Here is a 16,986-nt window from a genome sequence, read left to right on the forward strand (position 1 = left end):
AGTGGGTATAACTGAAGTTGTGACGGTGGGAATCGACAAGCAGGAGATCGATCAGCGGGTCAGCGACGAGGATCCGCGCAAACAACGATCCCGGTCCAGGTTGCTCGACGCGGCGACCAAGCTGCTCGCAGAGGGCGGCGTGGACGCGGTGACGATCGATGCCGTCACCAAGTTGGCCAACGTCGCACGTGCGACGTTGTATCGCCATTTCGACAGTGGCACCGAGTTGCTCGCCGCGGCATTTGCTCGCCTGTTACCTCCGGTGCCGGAGATGTCCGGTGAAGGCGACCTCCGCGCGCAGTTGCTCGAGTTGTTGACCAGTCAGGCCAAGGCCATCGAAAGCGCACCGATCCAGGTGACGGCGATGTGCTGGCTCGGCTTGGGGCCGGAACTGAAGGGCTACTCGAGCGTCGACGCCCTGTCCACGGACAAGCCCGAATTGCGATCACTGCGACAGACGGTCTTCGAGCAGTACCGGCATGCGTTCGATCGGATCCTGCGCTCGCCGGAGGCAATCGACGCGTTGGGCGAGTACGACTACGACGTCGCGCTTGCACAGTTGGTCGGCCCGTTGGTGCTCACCAAACTGGCGACGCTGACGCCTCTCGGGGAGGCCGCGTGCGAGCAGATCGTGGACGATTTTCTGGTCGCACGCGGGGTGTCGAGCTGACTCACGGCTCCAGATTGCGTCGTAGAACGTACTGTTCGAGCCTGTCGATTCCGCGCACTCGCCGCGGACGAAGGTGCCGCAGTTTGAAATTGGCGTCCGAGCCGAGCTGGTTGGCCAACTCGGAATCGATCAGCACGGTGCCGGGACGAGCGGAACTGGTCAGGCGCGCGGCCTTGTTGACCACAGAACCGTAAAGATCTCCGAAGCGAACCAACGTCGGACCCATGGCCAGACCGACCCGAAGCTGTGGATCGTCGTGATCGGCGAGGACGGCTTGCTGGATCTGCAAAGCGATCTCGGCGGCGTGGTGGGGACTTTCGGCGGCAAACATGACTTCGTCACCGACGGTTTTGACCACCCAGCCGTAGTTGCGCCCGATGATTTCGGTGGACGCCGACTCGAACCGCTCGAGCAGATCGTTGAGTTCGGCGGAGTCGAGGCCGCGGGTCAGCGAGGTGTACCCCACGATGTCGGCGAAACCCACGACCAGAACACGACTCGCGACTTCTTCGCCGGGGTTTCCGACGTTGCGGCCCGTCGAGGAGGCGACGTGACGCTTCCAGACGTACGTCTGCAGGGATTCGACCGCGGGGATGATCTCGGCGCCGAGGCTCAAAACGATCTTCCGGATCGCTTCGGGCTCGTGATCCGCCGAGTCGGCGAGCTGGTCGATGATGTGGGTGCTGATCAGCGAGACCTGCCACTCAGCCAACCTCGACATCGACTGCCCGAGTGAGCGGGCGGCAGCCACCTCGCTGCTCTGCGAGATGACTCCTCGATTCACCATGTCGATGATCGTCTTGAGGGCGTTCGCGTCCTGCTGGGTGAACATGACTGCGTCGGGATCCTCGTCGACTGCAAAGCCCATCGCGACCCACAAACGATCGGCACGCTCGCGTGTTACACCGGCGAATTCCGCGATCTGCGACTGAGTGAAGCAACGGGGCCCGCCGAGGAGAGACTCCTCGATGTCGGCTTGAATTCGGCTGAGCAGGTGAGCATCCACGTCGACCGGATCAGCAGTGTGAGGTTCGGCAACGAGAGATTCAGCAGAGGCGGGTTCGGTGACCTCGTCGATCCACTCTGACTCCGAACTGCTCACCGTGCTCCTTCTTGCCGCAACGAATTACTGTCCACCATCTTCCACGCGGTGCCCCGAGAACAGTACTGAATCGGCCGAACCGCCTCCGAATCCTCGGGCTCAGTCGGGCGGTGAGAGCGAACACGTCGGTGGCTTGTGCAAGAGTTGCCCCGAGAAAAGCACTATCGATACTGAAATGCACCACATTCTTCTGAAAGGACTTGCGCATGCCACCCCGTAGACGTTCCGGCGCTGCCGCATCAACGCCGGATCACCTCACTGCGGAAAATCTGGCAGCGCTCGCCACGGCTGTCGCCGAAGGTAAGCGCGCCACCGTCTATCTGCGCGAGGCAACCCCCAGCTTGGGGATCGAAGCCGGCACCTCGGCGAAAGTCGTGTCGGTGGACGGCAATACCGTGCTCATCCGTCCCAAAGGCGTCAACGACGAATTGCCTTTCGAAGCAGAAGAATTGCGCATCAACCGTGTGTCCGCGTCACCGGCCAAACCGGCCCCGCGACCCAAACCAGTTGTGGAGTCCGAACCCCTTATGGAGCCACTCGTAGAACCCGTTCGGCCCAAGCCGCGGGCGCAGCCTGCACCCGCTCCGGTACCGACTACCACTGCTGCCCCTGCCGCGACACCTCGCCCGGCCGTCAAGCGTGCGAAGAAACTGCCGGCCGGCATCAGCGTCACCATCCATGCGGGCGCGGACAACGACTGGAGCGTGACGGTCACACAGGGCGCGAAGCGTCCGGGCAAAGCGGTTCCGGTTGCACCCGACGCAGTCGAGCGAGCTGTCCGCGAGTTGGGCGAGCCCACCGCCATCGAGGCCGTCGAGTCCATCATCGTCGCTGCGCGAGACATGGCTGCAGCGCGAGTCGACGAGTTGAGTCGTCAGCTAGAGGAGGCGCGCAAGATGCTCGAAGCGCTCGGAGCTACCGACTAGAAACGCTGCGTAGGTCCGCACTTTCCGGGGTATGCGTTTTTTGCAGCGGGGAGATTACCGGCGGAGAGATTGTGATGTTGCAGCGAATTGTTTCGGCTCTGGCAGCGTTGGTCTTGGCACTCGGACTCGGGTTCATCGTCAGCAGTAACGCGGTTGCTGCACCCACGCCCATGGGTGGTGGTTCGGGCATCATCATCGACAATCAGCTGGTCTGTACCTTGACCACCATCGGTCATGACAACGGCGGCAGACTTGTGGGCATTACCGCTGGTCACTGCGGTGGTCCTGGATCGTTCGTGATCCCGGAAAGCAACGAGGACGCGGGCGTGGTCGGCACGTTCGTCGAGTCGAACCCGGAGTTGGACTACGGGGTCATCCAGTTCGATCCGGGCAAGGTCACACCAGTTCGGACGGTGGGCGCGGCCACCATCACGTCGATCGGCGCTCCGGCCAGCTTCCCGGCCACAGCCTGCAAGGAAGGCCGCACGACCGGCACCACCTGCGGCGTCGTCTGGGGAGACCTGAGCGCCGACGCATCCACCTGGACTCAGATCTGCGTCGACCACGGTGATTCGGGAGCACCGGTCACGGTCGGCACGACACTGGTCGCGATGGTGAACGCCTATCTCTGGGTGCCGTGCCTGGGGCCGGAACTCGGCACCAACATGACCTCCATCGTGGACACGATCAATGCCCACGGCGGAGTTGGCGCCGGGTACCGGCCCATCTAGCAGCGAGCTGGGATCAGCCGCACACTGCTCCACCCGAGGCTGATCCCACGAGCTTGGAGTACTTGGCCAGCACACCACGCGTGTAGCGAGGCGGCAACGGCTCCCAGCCCTTCCTGCGGGCTTCCAATTCGGAATCGTCGACCAACAATTCGAGTTGTCCGGTGCCCACGTCGAGCCGGATCTGATCGCCGTCGCGAACGAACGCGATGGGACCGCCGTCGACGGCCTCGGGCGCAACGTGTCCGACACACAGGCCGGTGGTGCCGCCGGAGAATCGTCCGTCCGTCAGTAGCAGGACGTCCTTGCCGAGACCCGCACCCTTGATCGCGCCCGTGATCGCCAGCATCTCGCGCATTCCGGGGCCACCCTTCGGGCCCTCGTAGCGGATGACGACAACGTCACCACCAGTGATGGTTCCGTCTTCGAGTGCGTCCATTGCGGCGCGCTCGCGTTCGAAAACCCGTGCAGTTCCGATGAATACGTCGGATTCGAAACCTGCCGACTTGACGACTGCGCCGCCGGGAGCGAGCGACCCCTTCAGGATCGTGATGCCTCCGGTCGGGTGAATGGGCTTGTTCATCGCCCGCAGAACCTTGCCGTCGGGATCGGGCGGGGTGATGTGCGCCAGATTCTCCGCCACGGTCTTGCCGGTGACGGTCAGGCAATCTCCGTGCATGAGTCCGGCGTCGAGCAATGCCTTCATGATGACGGGGACGCCGCCGATACGGTCGACGTCCGTCATGACGTGCTTTCCGAAAGGCTTGACGTCGGCGAGGTGCGGGACCTTTGCGCCGACGCGAGCGAAGTCGTCGAGCGTCAGCGGGACGTACGCTTCGTGCGCGATCGCGAGGAGATGGAGCACCGCATTGGTGGAACCGCCGAAAGCCATGACCACCGCGATGGCGTTTTCGAATGCTTCCTTGGTGAGGATGTCCCTGGCGGTGATGCCTCGACGCAGGAGCTCGACCACGGCTTTGCCGCTTTCGCGGGCGAATCCGTCACGGCGACGGTCCGGTGCGGGCGGTGAAGCGCTGCCGGGCAGCGACATTCCCATGGCCTCGGCGGCGCTGGCCATCGTGTTTGCGGTGTACATGCCGCCGCACGCACCTTCGCCCGGGCAGATCGCTCGTTCGATGGTGTCGACGTCGGCGCGGCTCATCAGTCCGCGCGAGCAGGCGCCAACCGCCTCGAACGCGTCGATGACGGTGACTTCGCGCTCGCTGCCGTCGGAAAGCTTGGCGACGCCGGGGAGAGTGGAACCGGCGTAGAGAAATACGCTGGCCAGGTCGAGGCGGGCCGCCGCCATCATCATGCCGGGCAACGACTTGTCACACCCGGCAAGAAGAACCGATCCGTCGAGGCGTTCGGCCTGCATGACGGTCTCGACGCTGTCGGCGATCACCTCGCGAGAGACGAGGGAAAAATGCATGCCCTCGTGACCCATCGAAATGCCGTCGGAGACGGAGATCGTGCCGAATTCGAGGGGGAATCCGCCGGCCTCCCGCACGCCCTCTTTGACGGCTTTTGCCAGGCGATCGAGGGACAGGTTGCACGGCGTGATCTCGTTCCAGGACGAGGCGACGCCGATTTGCGACTTGACCCAGTCGTCGTCGCCCATTCCTACTGCACGCAACATGCCGCGCGCTGCGGTCTTTTCGAGTCCGTCGGTGACGTCACGACTTCTGGGCTTGATGTCGGGTTCGGTCATTTTCCAAGCATAGGCGTCGGCGGAGTGTCTTTCCGGCAGACTAGCGACTCGAGTTGTCACGAAACACCGCCCGTCGTGAATAGACTCGTCGCATCGCAGTTGGGGCTGGGTGCGTAGGTGATTGACGTACAGGGGGATTCACGTGGAGTCGGAACTGATTTCGGCATTCGGATTTGCAGTTCTGGCCGCCTTATTGACCGGTAGTGGTGTCTTCCTGGTTGTCCTGACGGTTCTGCATGAGATTGCCCGGTGGAAGGGACGCTTCGTATCGGTGTGGGTGACGTTCTTTGCCGCACTGCTGATTCTGCCGGTGCTGTTCGGCGCATTGATCGCCGGCTATTCCGCGTTCTCCGAGGTCGACGGGTCCGAGGCTCTGATTCCGCCGGCGTTCTGGATCCTGATCGCGGCCGGGGGTGCACTCGGCGGTTACATCGGAGTCAAGGTCGGTGTGGTTCGAGGCTCGGCCCTCGACTACCGGTTGTAATCGGGATCGACTCGATCAAACTTCCAGAGAAGCGCAGGCGAAGCCTGGGTGAACATCCCGAAGCTCTCTTGAACGCCCGTTCAGGTGCGGGTTCACTCCTAGCGTGCACACGAATGCCTTCGATCGAATATCCAGACGTGGCCTGCTGCAGGGATCGGCGGCCCTCGCCGGCGCAGTAGGTCTCGGTGTCGCTTCGGCGAGCCACGCCGGTGCCGCGGTTCCGGGTGGCAGCCCGGGCTTCGCGCACGGCGTGGCATCCGGTGACCCGCTGCCGGATGCGGTGATCATCTGGACCCGCATCACCCCAACGGCAGAGGCGACGCCGGGTTCGGGCGTCGGGCCGACGGTGACGCTCAACTGGCAGGTCGCGACCGATGAGGGGTTCGCGAGCGTCGTTGCGTCAGGAAGTGTTGCCGCTTCGGCAGATTCCGATCACACCGCGAAGGTCGACGTCACCGGACTCGATTCGTCGACGACGTACTGGTACCGATTCACTGCGGGTTCGGCCGTTTCCCCGGTGGGCCGCACCCGCACGGCTCCGTCGCACTCGGCAGATCTCGATCGTCTCCGCTTCGGCGTCGTGTCCTGCTCCAACTGGGAGGCCGGGTATTTCGGTGCCTACCGCCACCTCGCATTCCGCGAAGACCTCGACGCGATCATCCATCTCGGTGACTACATCTACGAGTACGGGCAGGGGGAGTACGGCGCGCGGAACGGATCCATCCGTTTGCACGAGCCGGCCCACGAGATCATTTCTCTGGCCGACTACCGAATTCGGCACGCGCAGTACAAGACCGACCCGGATCTGGCAGCACTTCACCTGAAGCTCCCGTTCATCACCACGTGGGACGACCACGAATCGGCTGACAACGCGTACCGGGACGGCGCCGAAAACCACACGCCAGGTGTCGAAGGCGATTGGGCTGATCGAAAGGCGAACTCGGCCAAGGCATATTTCGAGTGGATGCCTGTCCGACCGTCGGGTAGTGGCTCGAATGTTCAGCTGTATCGCCGGTTCCGCTTCGGGAATCTGGCCGAGATCTCGATGCTGGATCTGCGCACCTACCGTGACGAGCAGCCGACGATGAAGCAGGTCGACGATCCGTCGCGCACCATTACCGGACGCGCACAGATGGATTGGTTGACCAACGGGATCGTCAGCTCCCCGACACAGTGGAAGATCGTCGGCAATCCGGTCATGATCACGCCGTGCGTGTTCCCGCCGCTCGAACCGGCGACCACCGCGGCGTTGACCGAACTGGTGGGAGTGCCGCACGCTGGAATCCCGTACAACACCGATCAGTGGGACGGGTACACCGCCGACCGCACCAGGCTTTTCGACGCCATCACCTCGAACGGCGTGGAGAACACAGTCTTCATCACCGGTGACATCCACACGTCGTGGGCGTGCGACCTACCGACCAACGCCGCCAACTATCCGGGTGGACCGACCGTCGGCGCCGAGTTCGTCGTCCCGTCGGTGACGTCCCCCAACATCGACGACATGCTGAAAGTACCGCCGCGCACGGTAACCGTTGCGGCAGAAGAAGCATTCAAGGCCGTGAACCGACACGTGCGGTACGTCGAACTGGATTCGCACGGCTACGGCGTCTTCGAAATCGCCCGCGAAGGTACCCAGATGGACTGGTACTACGTCGACGATCTCACCAATCCGCGGAGTAACGCGCACTACGCCGTGAGCTACCGCCTACCGGCAGGTGCTGGCAGTAGAGTCTCACCCACCTCGGCCGCCCTCGATCAGGCCTCGTACCGACCAGGAGTCGACCAGTGAGCATCGAAGTTTCGCGGCGTAGCGTTCTGATCGGTGGAAGTGTTGTTGCGGGATCGGCATTGCTCGGCACACCCGCTCGCGCGAGTGTTCCCACCAGCGCTGGTATCCCAGACCTGGACGTGCATGTCATCGTCGTCGACGGCATGCGGCCGGACGAGCTGCGATCGGAGCTCACCCCGACGCTCACCGGGCTTGCGGCCGGCGGTATCCACTACCCGGATGCCAGCGCCATCACGATCGCGGAGACACTGCCGAACCACACGGCGATGATGACGGGAGTGCTGCCGGTGCGTTCGGGAGTGCCGGCCAACTCCGTCTACGATCCCGCCATCGACAAGAAGCGCGACCTCGATCGGCCTTCCGACCTGCAGACCTCGACGGTTCTGGATCGGGTGCGTACCGAACTCGGATTGACCACTGCGAGTGTGCTGTCCAAGCGCTACCTGCACGGGCTGTTCGGTGATCGCGCCTCACTGGTGTGGGATCCTCAGCCGCTCGTTCCTGGTACGGAGCATGCGCCGGACAACTTCACGATCGACGCCCTGATCCGTATCGTCGGCGGGAACTCGCCGCGACTGTCGTTCACGAATCTCGGTGACGTCGATCGCGTCGGCCACCTGGATCTGTCCGGTCCGTCCATCCGTATCGCCCGCACAGCCGCACTTCAGAACACCGACAACCAGGTTCGCCGCTTCGTCGACTTCCTTCATGACACCGGTCGTTGGAATCGGAGCATTCTGATCGTGTTGGCCGACCATTCGATGGACTGGTCGGAGCCCGCGAGGCTCATCGGCCTGGATCGACCGCTGAACGCGGACCCGTTGCTGGCAGGCAAGATTCGGATCGCCCAGAACGGTGGCGCAGACCTGATCTACTTCGTCGGACCCGATGGCGAACGGGCCGAAGCCGTCAGCCGGATTCAGCAGATCGTGGACGGAGTCGACGGCGTCGAATCCAGCCACCTTCCGGCCGAATTCGATCTCGGCACCAATGCCGGTGACGTCGTTGCGTTTTGCGCTCAGGGTTGGCGGTTCAGTGATCCGACTCCACTGTCCAACCCGATTCCCGGCAACCACGGTCACTTCGTGACGCTGCCCATCCCGTTCTTTCTCAGTGGTGGGCATCCCGCTCTCGACGGCGGACGGAAGATCGACACGCAGGCTCGCACGATCGACGTCGCGCCGACGGTTGCTGCTTTGCTCGGCCTCGGTGCACCTGCCGGTGGTTGGGACGGCGTCGCCCGCACAGCGGGTGTGTCGCTGAACGTCTAGCGAGGGTCGCGACCGGTCAGGGCAATCAGCCTGTCCTGCAACGACGCATCGTCAGGAAGGTCGACGGGAGGGGAGAAGAGTCCGCTCTCGGCGAGCATGTCGCGCTGCCCGTCGAGGTCGGACCAGACGGCCTCGACGAGGTCGGGATCGAGTCGCTCGTCCGCGCCGACTGCTCGCGCGAGATCCCAGGTGTGGATCGTGACGTCCGAGGTCTGTTGGCGTAGATACGGTTCCACCTTCACCGTGCCGTACGAGAGGTGAACGTGGGCACTGAGGTCCGTCGATTTCCACGCCTTGATGGCAGCATCGGAATACTTCTGCCATTCGGTCCACAGATCGTCCCCGACGGGAAGGATATCCGGCGTCGCCTCGCCGACTGTCAGTCCGGCCAGGAGCGGCGGTACCCACTGCTGCTCCTCGATGACGTGGCGAACGAGGTGTTCGACGTGCCAGTCGGAGTCGGGCGTGGGTGCGTTCCAGTCCTCGACTGCGGCGAGGCGTGAACCGAATTCGCGGTGGGCGGTGAGCACGAGTTCGAGCCAATCGAATGCCATCACTCGAGGGTAACCCGATCAGCGTGACCTTAATCGGTGCGTGAGGCGTCGATTCGGTGAAGACTGTCGAGGTTGTCGCTCAGTCGAATCGAGGAGTTTTCATGACCGTCCCCACCGTCACTCTGGCCGAAGGTCTCACTGTCAGTGCCCAGGGATACGGCGCGATGTCCGTCGCCCCTGTCTACGGCCCCGTTGATCCGGCCGAGGCGCTCGCCACGTTGCACCATGCGGTGGACATCGGGATCACGTTCATCGACACCGCCAACGTGTACGGCGAGGGATCGAGTGAGCGTGCGGTGGGAGAACTTCTCAAAGACCGCCGGGACGAAGTGCAGTTGGCGACCAAGTTCGGGCTGGTCGGCAACATCGCCAACGGTCAGCGCGGGATCAACGGAGACCCGGCCTACGTACCGCAGGCACTCGACGAGTCTCTGGGACGACTCGGCGTCGATCATGTTGACCTCTACTACTTGCACCGAGTCGATCCGAACGTCCCGATCGAAGACACCGTCGGAGCGATCGCGGAGCAGGTGAAGGCGGGCAAGGTCCGCAACATCGGCCTGTCCGAAGCGACCGGTGACGAATTGCGTCGTGCGTACGGGGTGCATCCGATCGCGGCGATCCAGTCGGAATGGAGCATCTGGAGTCGGGACGTCGAGAACAAGGTGGTGCCGGCTGCCGCGGAACTCGGAGTCGGATTCGTGCCCTTCTCACCCGTCGGTCGGGGCTTCTTGGCGGGGTCGTTCGATGCGGAGACGCTTGGCGACAACGACCTGCGTCGACGCTTCCCTCGCTTCTCAGAGAGCGCGCTCCCTGCTAATCAGAAGGTTCTCGACGTGGTCCGTGCGGTGGGCGACGAGCTCGGCGCGACGCCCGCACAGGTTTCCCTGGCATGGCTCGACGCCAAGGGCCGTCAGTACGGATTGCCTTCCGTATCGATTCCCGGCACTCGGTTTGCTGCCCGCGTCACGGAAAACGCCGGAGCATTGGACATCGTTCTGAGCGAAGACCAGATCGCGCGCCTCGACTCACTTGCCGCGATCACCGAAGGGTTCCGTTCAGCAGATCTGAATTGGGTGTCACAGGGTCGCGAGTGATCATGTCCTGAGCCTTGCGAAAGACAGGAGTAACATACAGACCCGATGAAAAAAGTGTGGTTGGTCTGGGGTGTCGGTGTTTTTGCCTACGTGATCGCCGTTCTTCACCGCACTTCGTTCGGTGTCTCGGGTCTGTCTGCCGCTGACCGGTTCTCGATCTCGCCCAGCGTCCTGTCGAGCTTCGTCGTGCTGCAGATCGTCGTGTATGCGGGCATGCAGATTCCCGCGGGCGTTCTCCTCGACCGCTACGGTTCGCGGATCATGATCGCTGTCGGTGCGTTCATCATGATGTCCGCGCAGTTGGCTCTTGCGTTCACCGAATCGCTGCCCGTCGCGATCGGTGCGCGCATCGCCGTCGGTGCGGGAGACGCACTGACCTTCATCTCGGTGCTGCGATTGGTACCGCAGTGGTTCCCGCCCCGGCAGGTGCCACTGGTCTCGCAGTTCACCGGCATTCTCGGTCAGCTGGGTCAGGTCCTGTCCGCCCTGCCGTTCATGCTTCTGTTGACCGGGCCGGGCTGGACGTTCGCCTATGGCAGCGCGGCGGCCGTCGGGGTTCTGGCCTTCGTTCTTGCGCTGACCGTCATTCGCGATGCGCCACCCGGCGCCGAAGTCGTGGCAGCGCCCGCTGGTGCCAAGGAGATCGGTCGACAGATCAAGACGGTGTGGATGCGTCCCGGTACACGCCTCGGGTTCTTCAGTCACATGGGTACGCAGTTCTCGATCACCACGTTCGCGTTGCTGTGGGGTGTGCCGTATCTGAAGTCGGCTCAAGGCCTCGATTCCGCGACCGTCGGCTCGCTGTTGACGCTGTCGGTCATCTCGGCAATCGTGGCCGGCCCGATCCTGGGAATCCTGACCGGTCGCTATCCCATGCGTCGATCGTGGTTGGTTCTCACCATCATGGTGGCCAGTGCGCTCATGTGGACGATCGTGCTCTCACGCAGTGAACCGTCTCCGCTCTGGCTGTTGACGATCCTGGTGGTCGTGATCTCGGTGGGCGGGCCGGGTTCGGTGATCGGCTTCGACTACGCGCGCACATCCAATCCGAGTTCGGCGATGGGCACAGCGCAGGGCATGGTCAACATCGGCGGATTCCTCGCTTCGCTCATCGTTATTCAAGTGATGGGCGTGATCCTCGGACACATGGGCGGATACACGTTCGACGGTTTCCGCGTCGCCTGGATGGTGCAATATCCCGTCTGGGTTCTGGGCATCATCGGTGTACTCGTCACCAGAGGTAAGGCCCGACGCGAACTCGCGGCAGAGGGCGTACACGTGCGCCCGATTCGCGAAGTCATACGCCGCAACAAATAGTTCGATCGCGGCAGGTAATTCATCCCCTGCGGGTGAGGTTACTACGCGCCGGAGCCACCAGGCTTGATGGATGAACGACGCAATGAACATCGGACCGGTCGAGCTCGTGGTGCTGGCATTCCCAGGTTCTACTGTGGATCCCGAAGCGGTTGCCGCGCTGCAGAACGTGGTGGAACGAGGTTTTGTCACTCTGCTCGACCTCGTCTACATCGCCAAGGACGCCGACGGACAGGTGTCGCAGATCGACGTCGACGAAGATCTCACCGACATCGGACTGGCGATACTGTCCATCGAAGCCAAGGCATTGATCAGTGACGAGGATCTGGACGTGGTCCGCGAGTCACTCGAACCAGGCACGTCCGCCGCAGTCATCGTCTACGAGCAGACGTGGGCGCGCGAACTCGCGTCGACGGTTCGCGGCGGCGGCGGCGAAGTAGTCCTACACGTTCAGATCCCGCGCGAGGTAGTCGTCGCAGCGGTCGAAGCAGCATTTCAGTAGCGACAATTACCTAAGGAGTTCGGCATGGTTTTTCGAGGTGGACGCAGAGGGCGGCCCGGATTGCTCGGCACGGTAACGCGCACTGCGGTAGTGGCTGGAACCGCAAAAGCGACGTCCAACGCCATGGATCGACGGAGCCAGCGCAAGGCTGACGAGCAGCAGCAGGCGTACCAGCAGCAATACTCGCAGCAGCAGGCCCCGCCGGCCCAGGTCGCTCCCGTACAGTCCGTTCCCCCCTCCGGCGCCGACGATCTGGTCTCCAAATTGCAGGAACTGGGGCAGCTTCATCAGTCCGGCTTGTTGACCGACGCAGAGTTTGCGGCCGCGAAGGCGCAGTTGCTGAGCTAGCCCTGCGATTTCCCTCAACACGGTTTCCCTCGAAAACAAGCGGCAATACGGTATTGCCGCAATTCGGCATGAAAGGCTGATCAATGATCGACCCCCGCGCAGCATCTGCCGCAATCGAAGCGGCGAACTCCCGAGTCGCCGAGACTCTGCCGTTCTCCGACGACGACGATTTCACCGATGCGAAGCGAGGTTTCGTTGCCGCGCTCGATCCGGGAGTGGTAACAGGTTCGGACGGAAAAGTAGTGTGGAACAACGATTCCTACGCTTTTCTTGATGAGGAGTGCCCGCCAACGGTCAATCCGAGTTTGTGGCGTCAGTCGAGATTGGTCGCCAAGCAGGGACTTTTTGCGGTGACGGATTCGATCTATCAGATTCGCGGACTTGATCTCTCGAATATGACGTTGATCGAGGGGGAGACCGGAATCATCGTCATCGATCCACTGATCTCTCGGGAAACCGCCGCCGCTGGGCTCGCGTTGTACCGGGAGCACCGTGGTGATCGACCAGTCGTCGCGGTGATCTACACGCATTCGCACATCGACCACTTCGGCGGGGTCAAAGGGGTGACCACCGACGACGACGTCGCTGCCGGCCGATGCGTGATCATCGCACCCACCGGGCTGGTGGAGCACGCCGTCGAGGAAAACGTCTATGCGGGAACGGCAATGGCTCGACGCGCAGCCTACATGTACGGGGCGGCATTACCCCGAGGCCCTCGAGGTAGCGTCGGAGCCGGGTTGGGGCAGACCACCTCCACCGGCACGCCGACGCTCATTTCGCCGACGGTGTCGATCTCGGAAACGGGTCATACCGAGACGATCGACGGCGTTCGGATCGAGTTCCAGATGACGCCCGGTACCGAGGCGCCGTCCGAGATGAACTTCTACTTCCCGGACTTGCGCGCACTGTGTATGGCGGAGAACGCAACTCATACTCTCCACAACCTGCTTACGCTCCGCGGAGCCCTCGTGCGAGATCCTCACGTCTGGTCTGCGTACCTGACGGAATCGATCAATCGTTACGCCTCACGATCCGACGTTCTGTTTGCGTCCCACCACTGGCCGACGTGGGGGACCGAGCGGCTCACCGAGTTCCTGTCACTGCAGCGCGACCTCTACGGGTACCTCCACGATCAGACACTTCGTCGAATCAACCAGGGGTGGACCGGACTTGAAATAGCCGAATCGATCGAACTGCCACCTGCATTGGCGCAGGCGTGGCACACGCACGGGTACTACGGTTCCGTCAGTCACAACGTCAAGGCCATCTACCAGCGCTACATGGGCTGGTTCGACGGCAACCCTGCGCATCTGTGGGAGCATCCACCCGTCGAATCGGCCAAGCGTCACGTGGAGTTCATGGGCGGATCAGCAGAAGTGTTAGGAAAAGCTCGGGAATCGTACGAGCGCGGCGATTTTCGCTGGGTTGCGCAGGTGGTGAACTACGTCGTCTTCGCTGAACCGGACAACGTCGAGGCCAAGAACCTGCAGGCCGATACCTTCGAGCAACTCGGGTACGGCGCCGAGAACGGTACGTGGCGGAACTTCTACCTCACCGGTGCTTACGAACTGCGCAACGGCTCGGTGGGAACGCCCACGGTTGCCGCGGCGCCCGACATCACCGCGGCGCTGTCGGTGAGTCAAGTCTTCGATGCAGTATCGCTGCGCGTGGACGGAGTGCGCGCAGCGGGATCGCACATCGTCATCGATTGGAACATCACTGACGAAAACATCGTTCACCGAACGGAACTCAGCAACGGAGTCCTGATTCATTTCGATATCGATCCACTCGAGGGCGCCGGGTCTGTGGATGCAACCTTCGGTCTGAGTCGGCGCGACTTGCTCGGTGTGCTGCTCGGCGGTGCGGACTTGGGTGCTGAGATCGCGAATGGAACCATCTCGGCTTCCGGCGACCCGGCGAAGCTCGCAGAACTTGCCGGTTACCTTGACGAGCCGGATCTAAATTTTGCGATAGTCACTCCGACCTAGTGCTGTTTCACTCGCGAACGAGTCTGTACTTCAATAGGTCTCGAGTTGTGAGCGTTCTTGAAGTTGTCCGTTATGTCTCTGGTTATCGAAAGTATGTTCGATTAAACTTTCGGCATGGACAGTCGGGAAGCGTGGCAACTGGATGGCGAGGACCTCAAGAGTGAGGTTCTGGATCTGGTGCGTGTCCGGCACGAATTGCAGTCGCGGTTGGTGTTGTTGATCGTGGAGATGTTTTCCCGGGAGACTTTGGTCGGGAAGGGTTTTCGGGCGATCGCGCAGTGGTTGCACGGTTCGACGAATTTGGAGATCGGTGAGTGCAGTCTGCTGGTCAGTCTGGCGCGGTTACTGTTGCTCGAACCTGTTGTCGCGGATGCGTTCCACCGCGGCGATGTGGATGCGTTGAAGGCCCGTCAGGTAGCGTCGTTTTGTCAGCATCCGCCCAAGAACATGACCCCGGCGGATGTGGACAAGGCCCGCGGGATCCTGTTGGAGTTGGCGTCGAAGAACATTGCCGATTGTGATGCGGTGCGGGCGGCGATCCGGCGGATCGAGAAGCAGTACGGCAAACGTGAAGACGGCGTCCCGGTCGGGGAGGATTCCGAACGTAACGAGTTCTACGCCTCGAAAGGCCTGTACGGGCGCGTGTCGGTGAAAGGTGATCTGGATGCCGTCAACGGTGCCCGTCTGATCACGTTGTTGTCGAGCCTGTCGGCGCCGACGCCGGAGAAGGACGGCGTCAAGGACACTCGCACTCCGGCGCTGCGACGGGCGGACGGGTTCTGCGAACTGCTGCGACGGTACGAGCGGGCGGGACTGGGTCCGATCGAAGGCGGAGTGAAACCGCACATCACGGTCACCGCGTCGGCGAAAGACATGACAGATATGCAGGCGCTCAAGGATTTGTTGCCGTCCACCGAGGAGTTGGGATTCGCGTGGACGGATTGGATGGGCCCGATCAGTATCGACACCGCCCGGATGCTGGCCTGCGACTGCACCGTGACCCGGATTTTGTTGGACGAGAACGGTGTTCCGCTCGACTGCGGTAAGGAAGTGCGAACGGCGACGGTTCCGCAAAGGCGGGCGTTGGCGGTCCGTGATGGTGGGTGTGCGTTTCCGGGATGCGGAACACCATCGGGGTGGTGCGATGCTCATCATATCGTTCACTGGAATGATGGTGGCCCAACGGATCTCGACAATCTGATTCTGTTGTGTGGTCATCATCATCGGACGATGCACCACACCGAATGGAGGGTGGAGATCGGCCCCGATCGAAAAACGGTGTTCTACCCGCCGATGCCGATCGACCCGTATCAGCAGCCGATCGGCGGGAACAGTCCACCGACAGCCGCCTGAACGGGCACAAACTGCAGACGCGAGCACCGGGGCCTAACCATGCCCCGGTGCTTGCTCAATCCAGTATTAACTCAAGACAACGTGATGTCGGCAATCAAGCCGTGGTGATCGGATCCCTCGATCTTGATCCGTTCGAGGGAAGTCGCCACGGCGCCTTTAGTGATGATGTGGTCGATACCGACCGCCGCCGGAAACCATTTGTCGGTCGGATAGGTCGGGATCAGGCCGGAACCCAATTGGTCGGCGGCGCTGGTGTATCCGTTCGTGAGAAGATTCCGGAACTGTTTGTTCGAGTACGACGCGTTGAAGTCGCCGCTCACTATCACGTTGTCCCGCCCGGCGACTTTGTCCATGTAGGACCCGAGCCTTCGCTGTTCGGCCGCCCACACCGAAGCCGGTGAGATGTAGGCCGGTGCCGGATGTACTGCGAAAAGCGTGACCGGTTGAGACAAGCCGACATTCAGCTCGGCCGAGAGTGTTTCAGGTGAAAATCCGTCGAGGCTACGCGGATTGGAGAGCGGAAAGCGACTGTAGATGCCGGCTCCGCCACCGCCGTCGGTGTACGGGACCAGGAATTGATGGCTCAGAACTTCTTCCAGTCCCGCGGCTTTCAGGGTTTCGGCTTCCTGGTATGTCAACTCCTGGACGGTCACGACGTCGACGTTGCGTTCGCGAACCGTCGTCACAAGCGACTCCGGATCCGCTGCACCGACCATCAAGTTGGCCTGCATGATTCGAATCGACGGGCCGGTCGCGGACGTCGATTCCCCAGTGCCACCGATGTACAGCGGGCTCACAGACCATCCGAACAACCCAAGGACGAGGATCGAGGCGGCGCACACGATCCACTGGCGCCCGATACCCGAGACCACGGCGCCGATCAGCGGTGCGATCATCAACAGAGGTGCCACGGACGCCAGAACGATCACGATGTTGTGATCGACGTCGAGCACGGCCGCGGCCAACGCGGCGAGACCAGTCGCGATTCCGGCAACACCAACCACGAAAGTAAGGCGGCGAAGAACACGCCGGCGCGGGGTCACGGTATCGGGTTGCATGACCTCCATGGAAGCAGAAGAGCGTCGTAGCTCCGGGAAACTGCAGGTGGAGTCGGTGCGCCCGACTGTTTGTGCCCGACTGTTTGCG

The 16,986-nt window shown here is 62.4% G+C and carries 16 protein-coding genes; 12 read left to right on the forward strand and 4 right to left on the reverse strand.

Translation table 11 applies throughout. The features are described from left to right. The first annotated feature begins 19 nt into the window (after nucleotides 1–19). Complete coding sequence (locus ACFWAD_RS07745; RefSeq protein WP_378531582.1) at nucleotides 20–670, forward strand: TetR/AcrR family transcriptional regulator; 651 nt, start codon at nucleotides 20–22, stop codon at nucleotides 668–670. 1 nt (nucleotide 671) lies between these two features. Here the strand turns inward: ACFWAD_RS07745 and ACFWAD_RS07750 are convergent, their stop codons facing one another. Further along, entirely contained in the window at nucleotides 672–1,676 is a 1,005-nt protein-coding gene (locus ACFWAD_RS07750; protein WP_317552319.1) for an adenylate/guanylate cyclase domain-containing protein, read from the reverse strand. Nucleotides 1,677–1,978: 302 nt separating this feature from the next. Here ACFWAD_RS07750 and ACFWAD_RS07755 point away from each other — a divergent pair, with 302 nt between their 5' ends. After that, nucleotides 1,979–2,698, forward strand: coding sequence for a DUF6319 family protein (locus ACFWAD_RS07755; RefSeq protein ID WP_378531584.1), 720 nt, complete (start codon nucleotides 1,979–1,981; stop codon nucleotides 2,696–2,698). 74 nt (nucleotides 2,699–2,772) lie between these two features. Further along, nucleotides 2,773–3,429, forward strand: a complete 657-nt coding sequence (locus tag ACFWAD_RS07760; RefSeq protein ID WP_064687707.1) for a serine protease — start codon at nucleotides 2,773–2,775, stop codon at nucleotides 3,427–3,429. 13 nt (nucleotides 3,430–3,442) lie between these two features. Here the strand turns inward: ACFWAD_RS07760 and ilvD are convergent, their stop codons facing one another. Further along, nucleotides 3,443–5,137, reverse strand: a complete 1,695-nt coding sequence (ilvD, locus tag ACFWAD_RS07765; RefSeq protein ID WP_378531588.1) for a dihydroxy-acid dehydratase — start codon at nucleotides 5,135–5,137, stop codon at nucleotides 3,443–3,445. Between the two features lie 142 nt (nucleotides 5,138–5,279). On the opposite strand from ilvD, the gene ACFWAD_RS07770 reads away from it, so the two are divergent. From ACFWAD_RS07770 to ACFWAD_RS07780, 3 genes are all read left to right on the forward strand, one after another. Next, entirely contained in the window at nucleotides 5,280–5,621 is a 342-nt protein-coding gene (locus ACFWAD_RS07770) for a hypothetical protein (protein WP_378542588.1), read from the forward strand. Nucleotides 5,622–5,724: 103 nt separating this feature from the next. Then, nucleotides 5,725–7,413 (forward strand): alkaline phosphatase D family protein, encoded by a 1,689-nt coding sequence (locus ACFWAD_RS07775; protein ID WP_378542590.1) that lies wholly within the window; start codon nucleotides 5,725–5,727, stop codon nucleotides 7,411–7,413. Further along, nucleotides 7,410–8,684: an alkaline phosphatase family protein gene (locus ACFWAD_RS07780; protein WP_378542592.1), complete on the forward strand. Its 1,275-nt coding sequence runs from the start codon at nucleotides 7,410–7,412 to the stop codon at nucleotides 8,682–8,684. The genes ACFWAD_RS07775 and ACFWAD_RS07780 overlap by 4 nt, the downstream gene beginning before the upstream one ends. Here ACFWAD_RS07780 and ACFWAD_RS07785 read toward each other — a convergent pair. Continuing rightward, nucleotides 8,681–9,238 carry a TIGR03086 family metal-binding protein gene (locus tag ACFWAD_RS07785; RefSeq protein WP_378531597.1) on the reverse strand — a complete coding sequence of 186 codons (558 nt, stop codon included), beginning with the start codon at nucleotides 9,236–9,238 and terminating at the stop codon, nucleotides 8,681–8,683. The two genes, ACFWAD_RS07780 and ACFWAD_RS07785, sit on opposite strands and share 4 nt — an antisense overlap. 101 nt (nucleotides 9,239–9,339) lie before the next feature. Between ACFWAD_RS07785 and ACFWAD_RS07790 the strand changes: the two genes are divergently transcribed. The 6 genes from ACFWAD_RS07790 to ACFWAD_RS07815 all read left to right on the forward strand — a co-directional run bounded on the left by ACFWAD_RS07790 (nucleotide 9,340) and on the right by ACFWAD_RS07815 (nucleotide 15,840). Beyond that, entirely contained in the window at nucleotides 9,340–10,335 is a 996-nt protein-coding gene (locus tag ACFWAD_RS07790; protein ID WP_378542594.1) for an aldo/keto reductase, read from the forward strand. Nucleotides 10,336–10,380: 45 nt separating this feature from the next. Beyond that, the gene (locus tag ACFWAD_RS07795; RefSeq protein WP_378542596.1) at nucleotides 10,381–11,652 is read left to right on the forward strand and encodes a nitrate/nitrite transporter; all 1,272 of its coding nucleotides are present in this window, start codon (nucleotides 10,381–10,383) and stop codon (nucleotides 11,650–11,652) included. A gap of 70 nt (nucleotides 11,653–11,722) precedes the next feature. Beyond that, nucleotides 11,723–12,151 carry a DUF6325 family protein gene (locus ACFWAD_RS07800; RefSeq protein WP_317551990.1) on the forward strand — a complete coding sequence of 143 codons (429 nt, stop codon included), beginning with the start codon at nucleotides 11,723–11,725 and terminating at the stop codon, nucleotides 12,149–12,151. Nucleotides 12,152–12,175: 24 nt separating this feature from the next. Next, nucleotides 12,176–12,499, forward strand: coding sequence for an SHOCT domain-containing protein (locus ACFWAD_RS07805; protein WP_378542598.1), 324 nt, complete (start codon nucleotides 12,176–12,178; stop codon nucleotides 12,497–12,499). 83 nt (nucleotides 12,500–12,582) lie between these two features. Further along, nucleotides 12,583–14,487, forward strand: a complete 1,905-nt coding sequence (locus ACFWAD_RS07810) for an alkyl/aryl-sulfatase (RefSeq protein ID WP_378542600.1) — start codon at nucleotides 12,583–12,585, stop codon at nucleotides 14,485–14,487. A 114-nt stretch (nucleotides 14,488–14,601) separates the two neighbouring features. Next, nucleotides 14,602–15,840, forward strand: coding sequence for a DUF222 domain-containing protein (locus tag ACFWAD_RS07815; RefSeq protein WP_378542602.1), 1,239 nt, complete (start codon nucleotides 14,602–14,604; stop codon nucleotides 15,838–15,840). A gap of 71 nt (nucleotides 15,841–15,911) precedes the next feature. Here ACFWAD_RS07815 and ACFWAD_RS07820 read toward each other — a convergent pair whose 3' ends face one another. Further along, nucleotides 15,912–16,907 carry an endonuclease/exonuclease/phosphatase family protein gene (locus tag ACFWAD_RS07820; protein ID WP_378542604.1) on the reverse strand — a complete coding sequence of 332 codons (996 nt, stop codon included), beginning with the start codon at nucleotides 16,905–16,907 and terminating at the stop codon, nucleotides 15,912–15,914. Nucleotides 16,908–16,986: the final 79 nt, after the last annotated feature.

It is taken from the genome of Rhodococcus sp. NPDC059969, assembly GCF_042738325.1.
Classification (GTDB): domain Bacteria; phylum Actinomycetota; class Actinomycetes; order Mycobacteriales; family Mycobacteriaceae; genus Rhodococcus_F.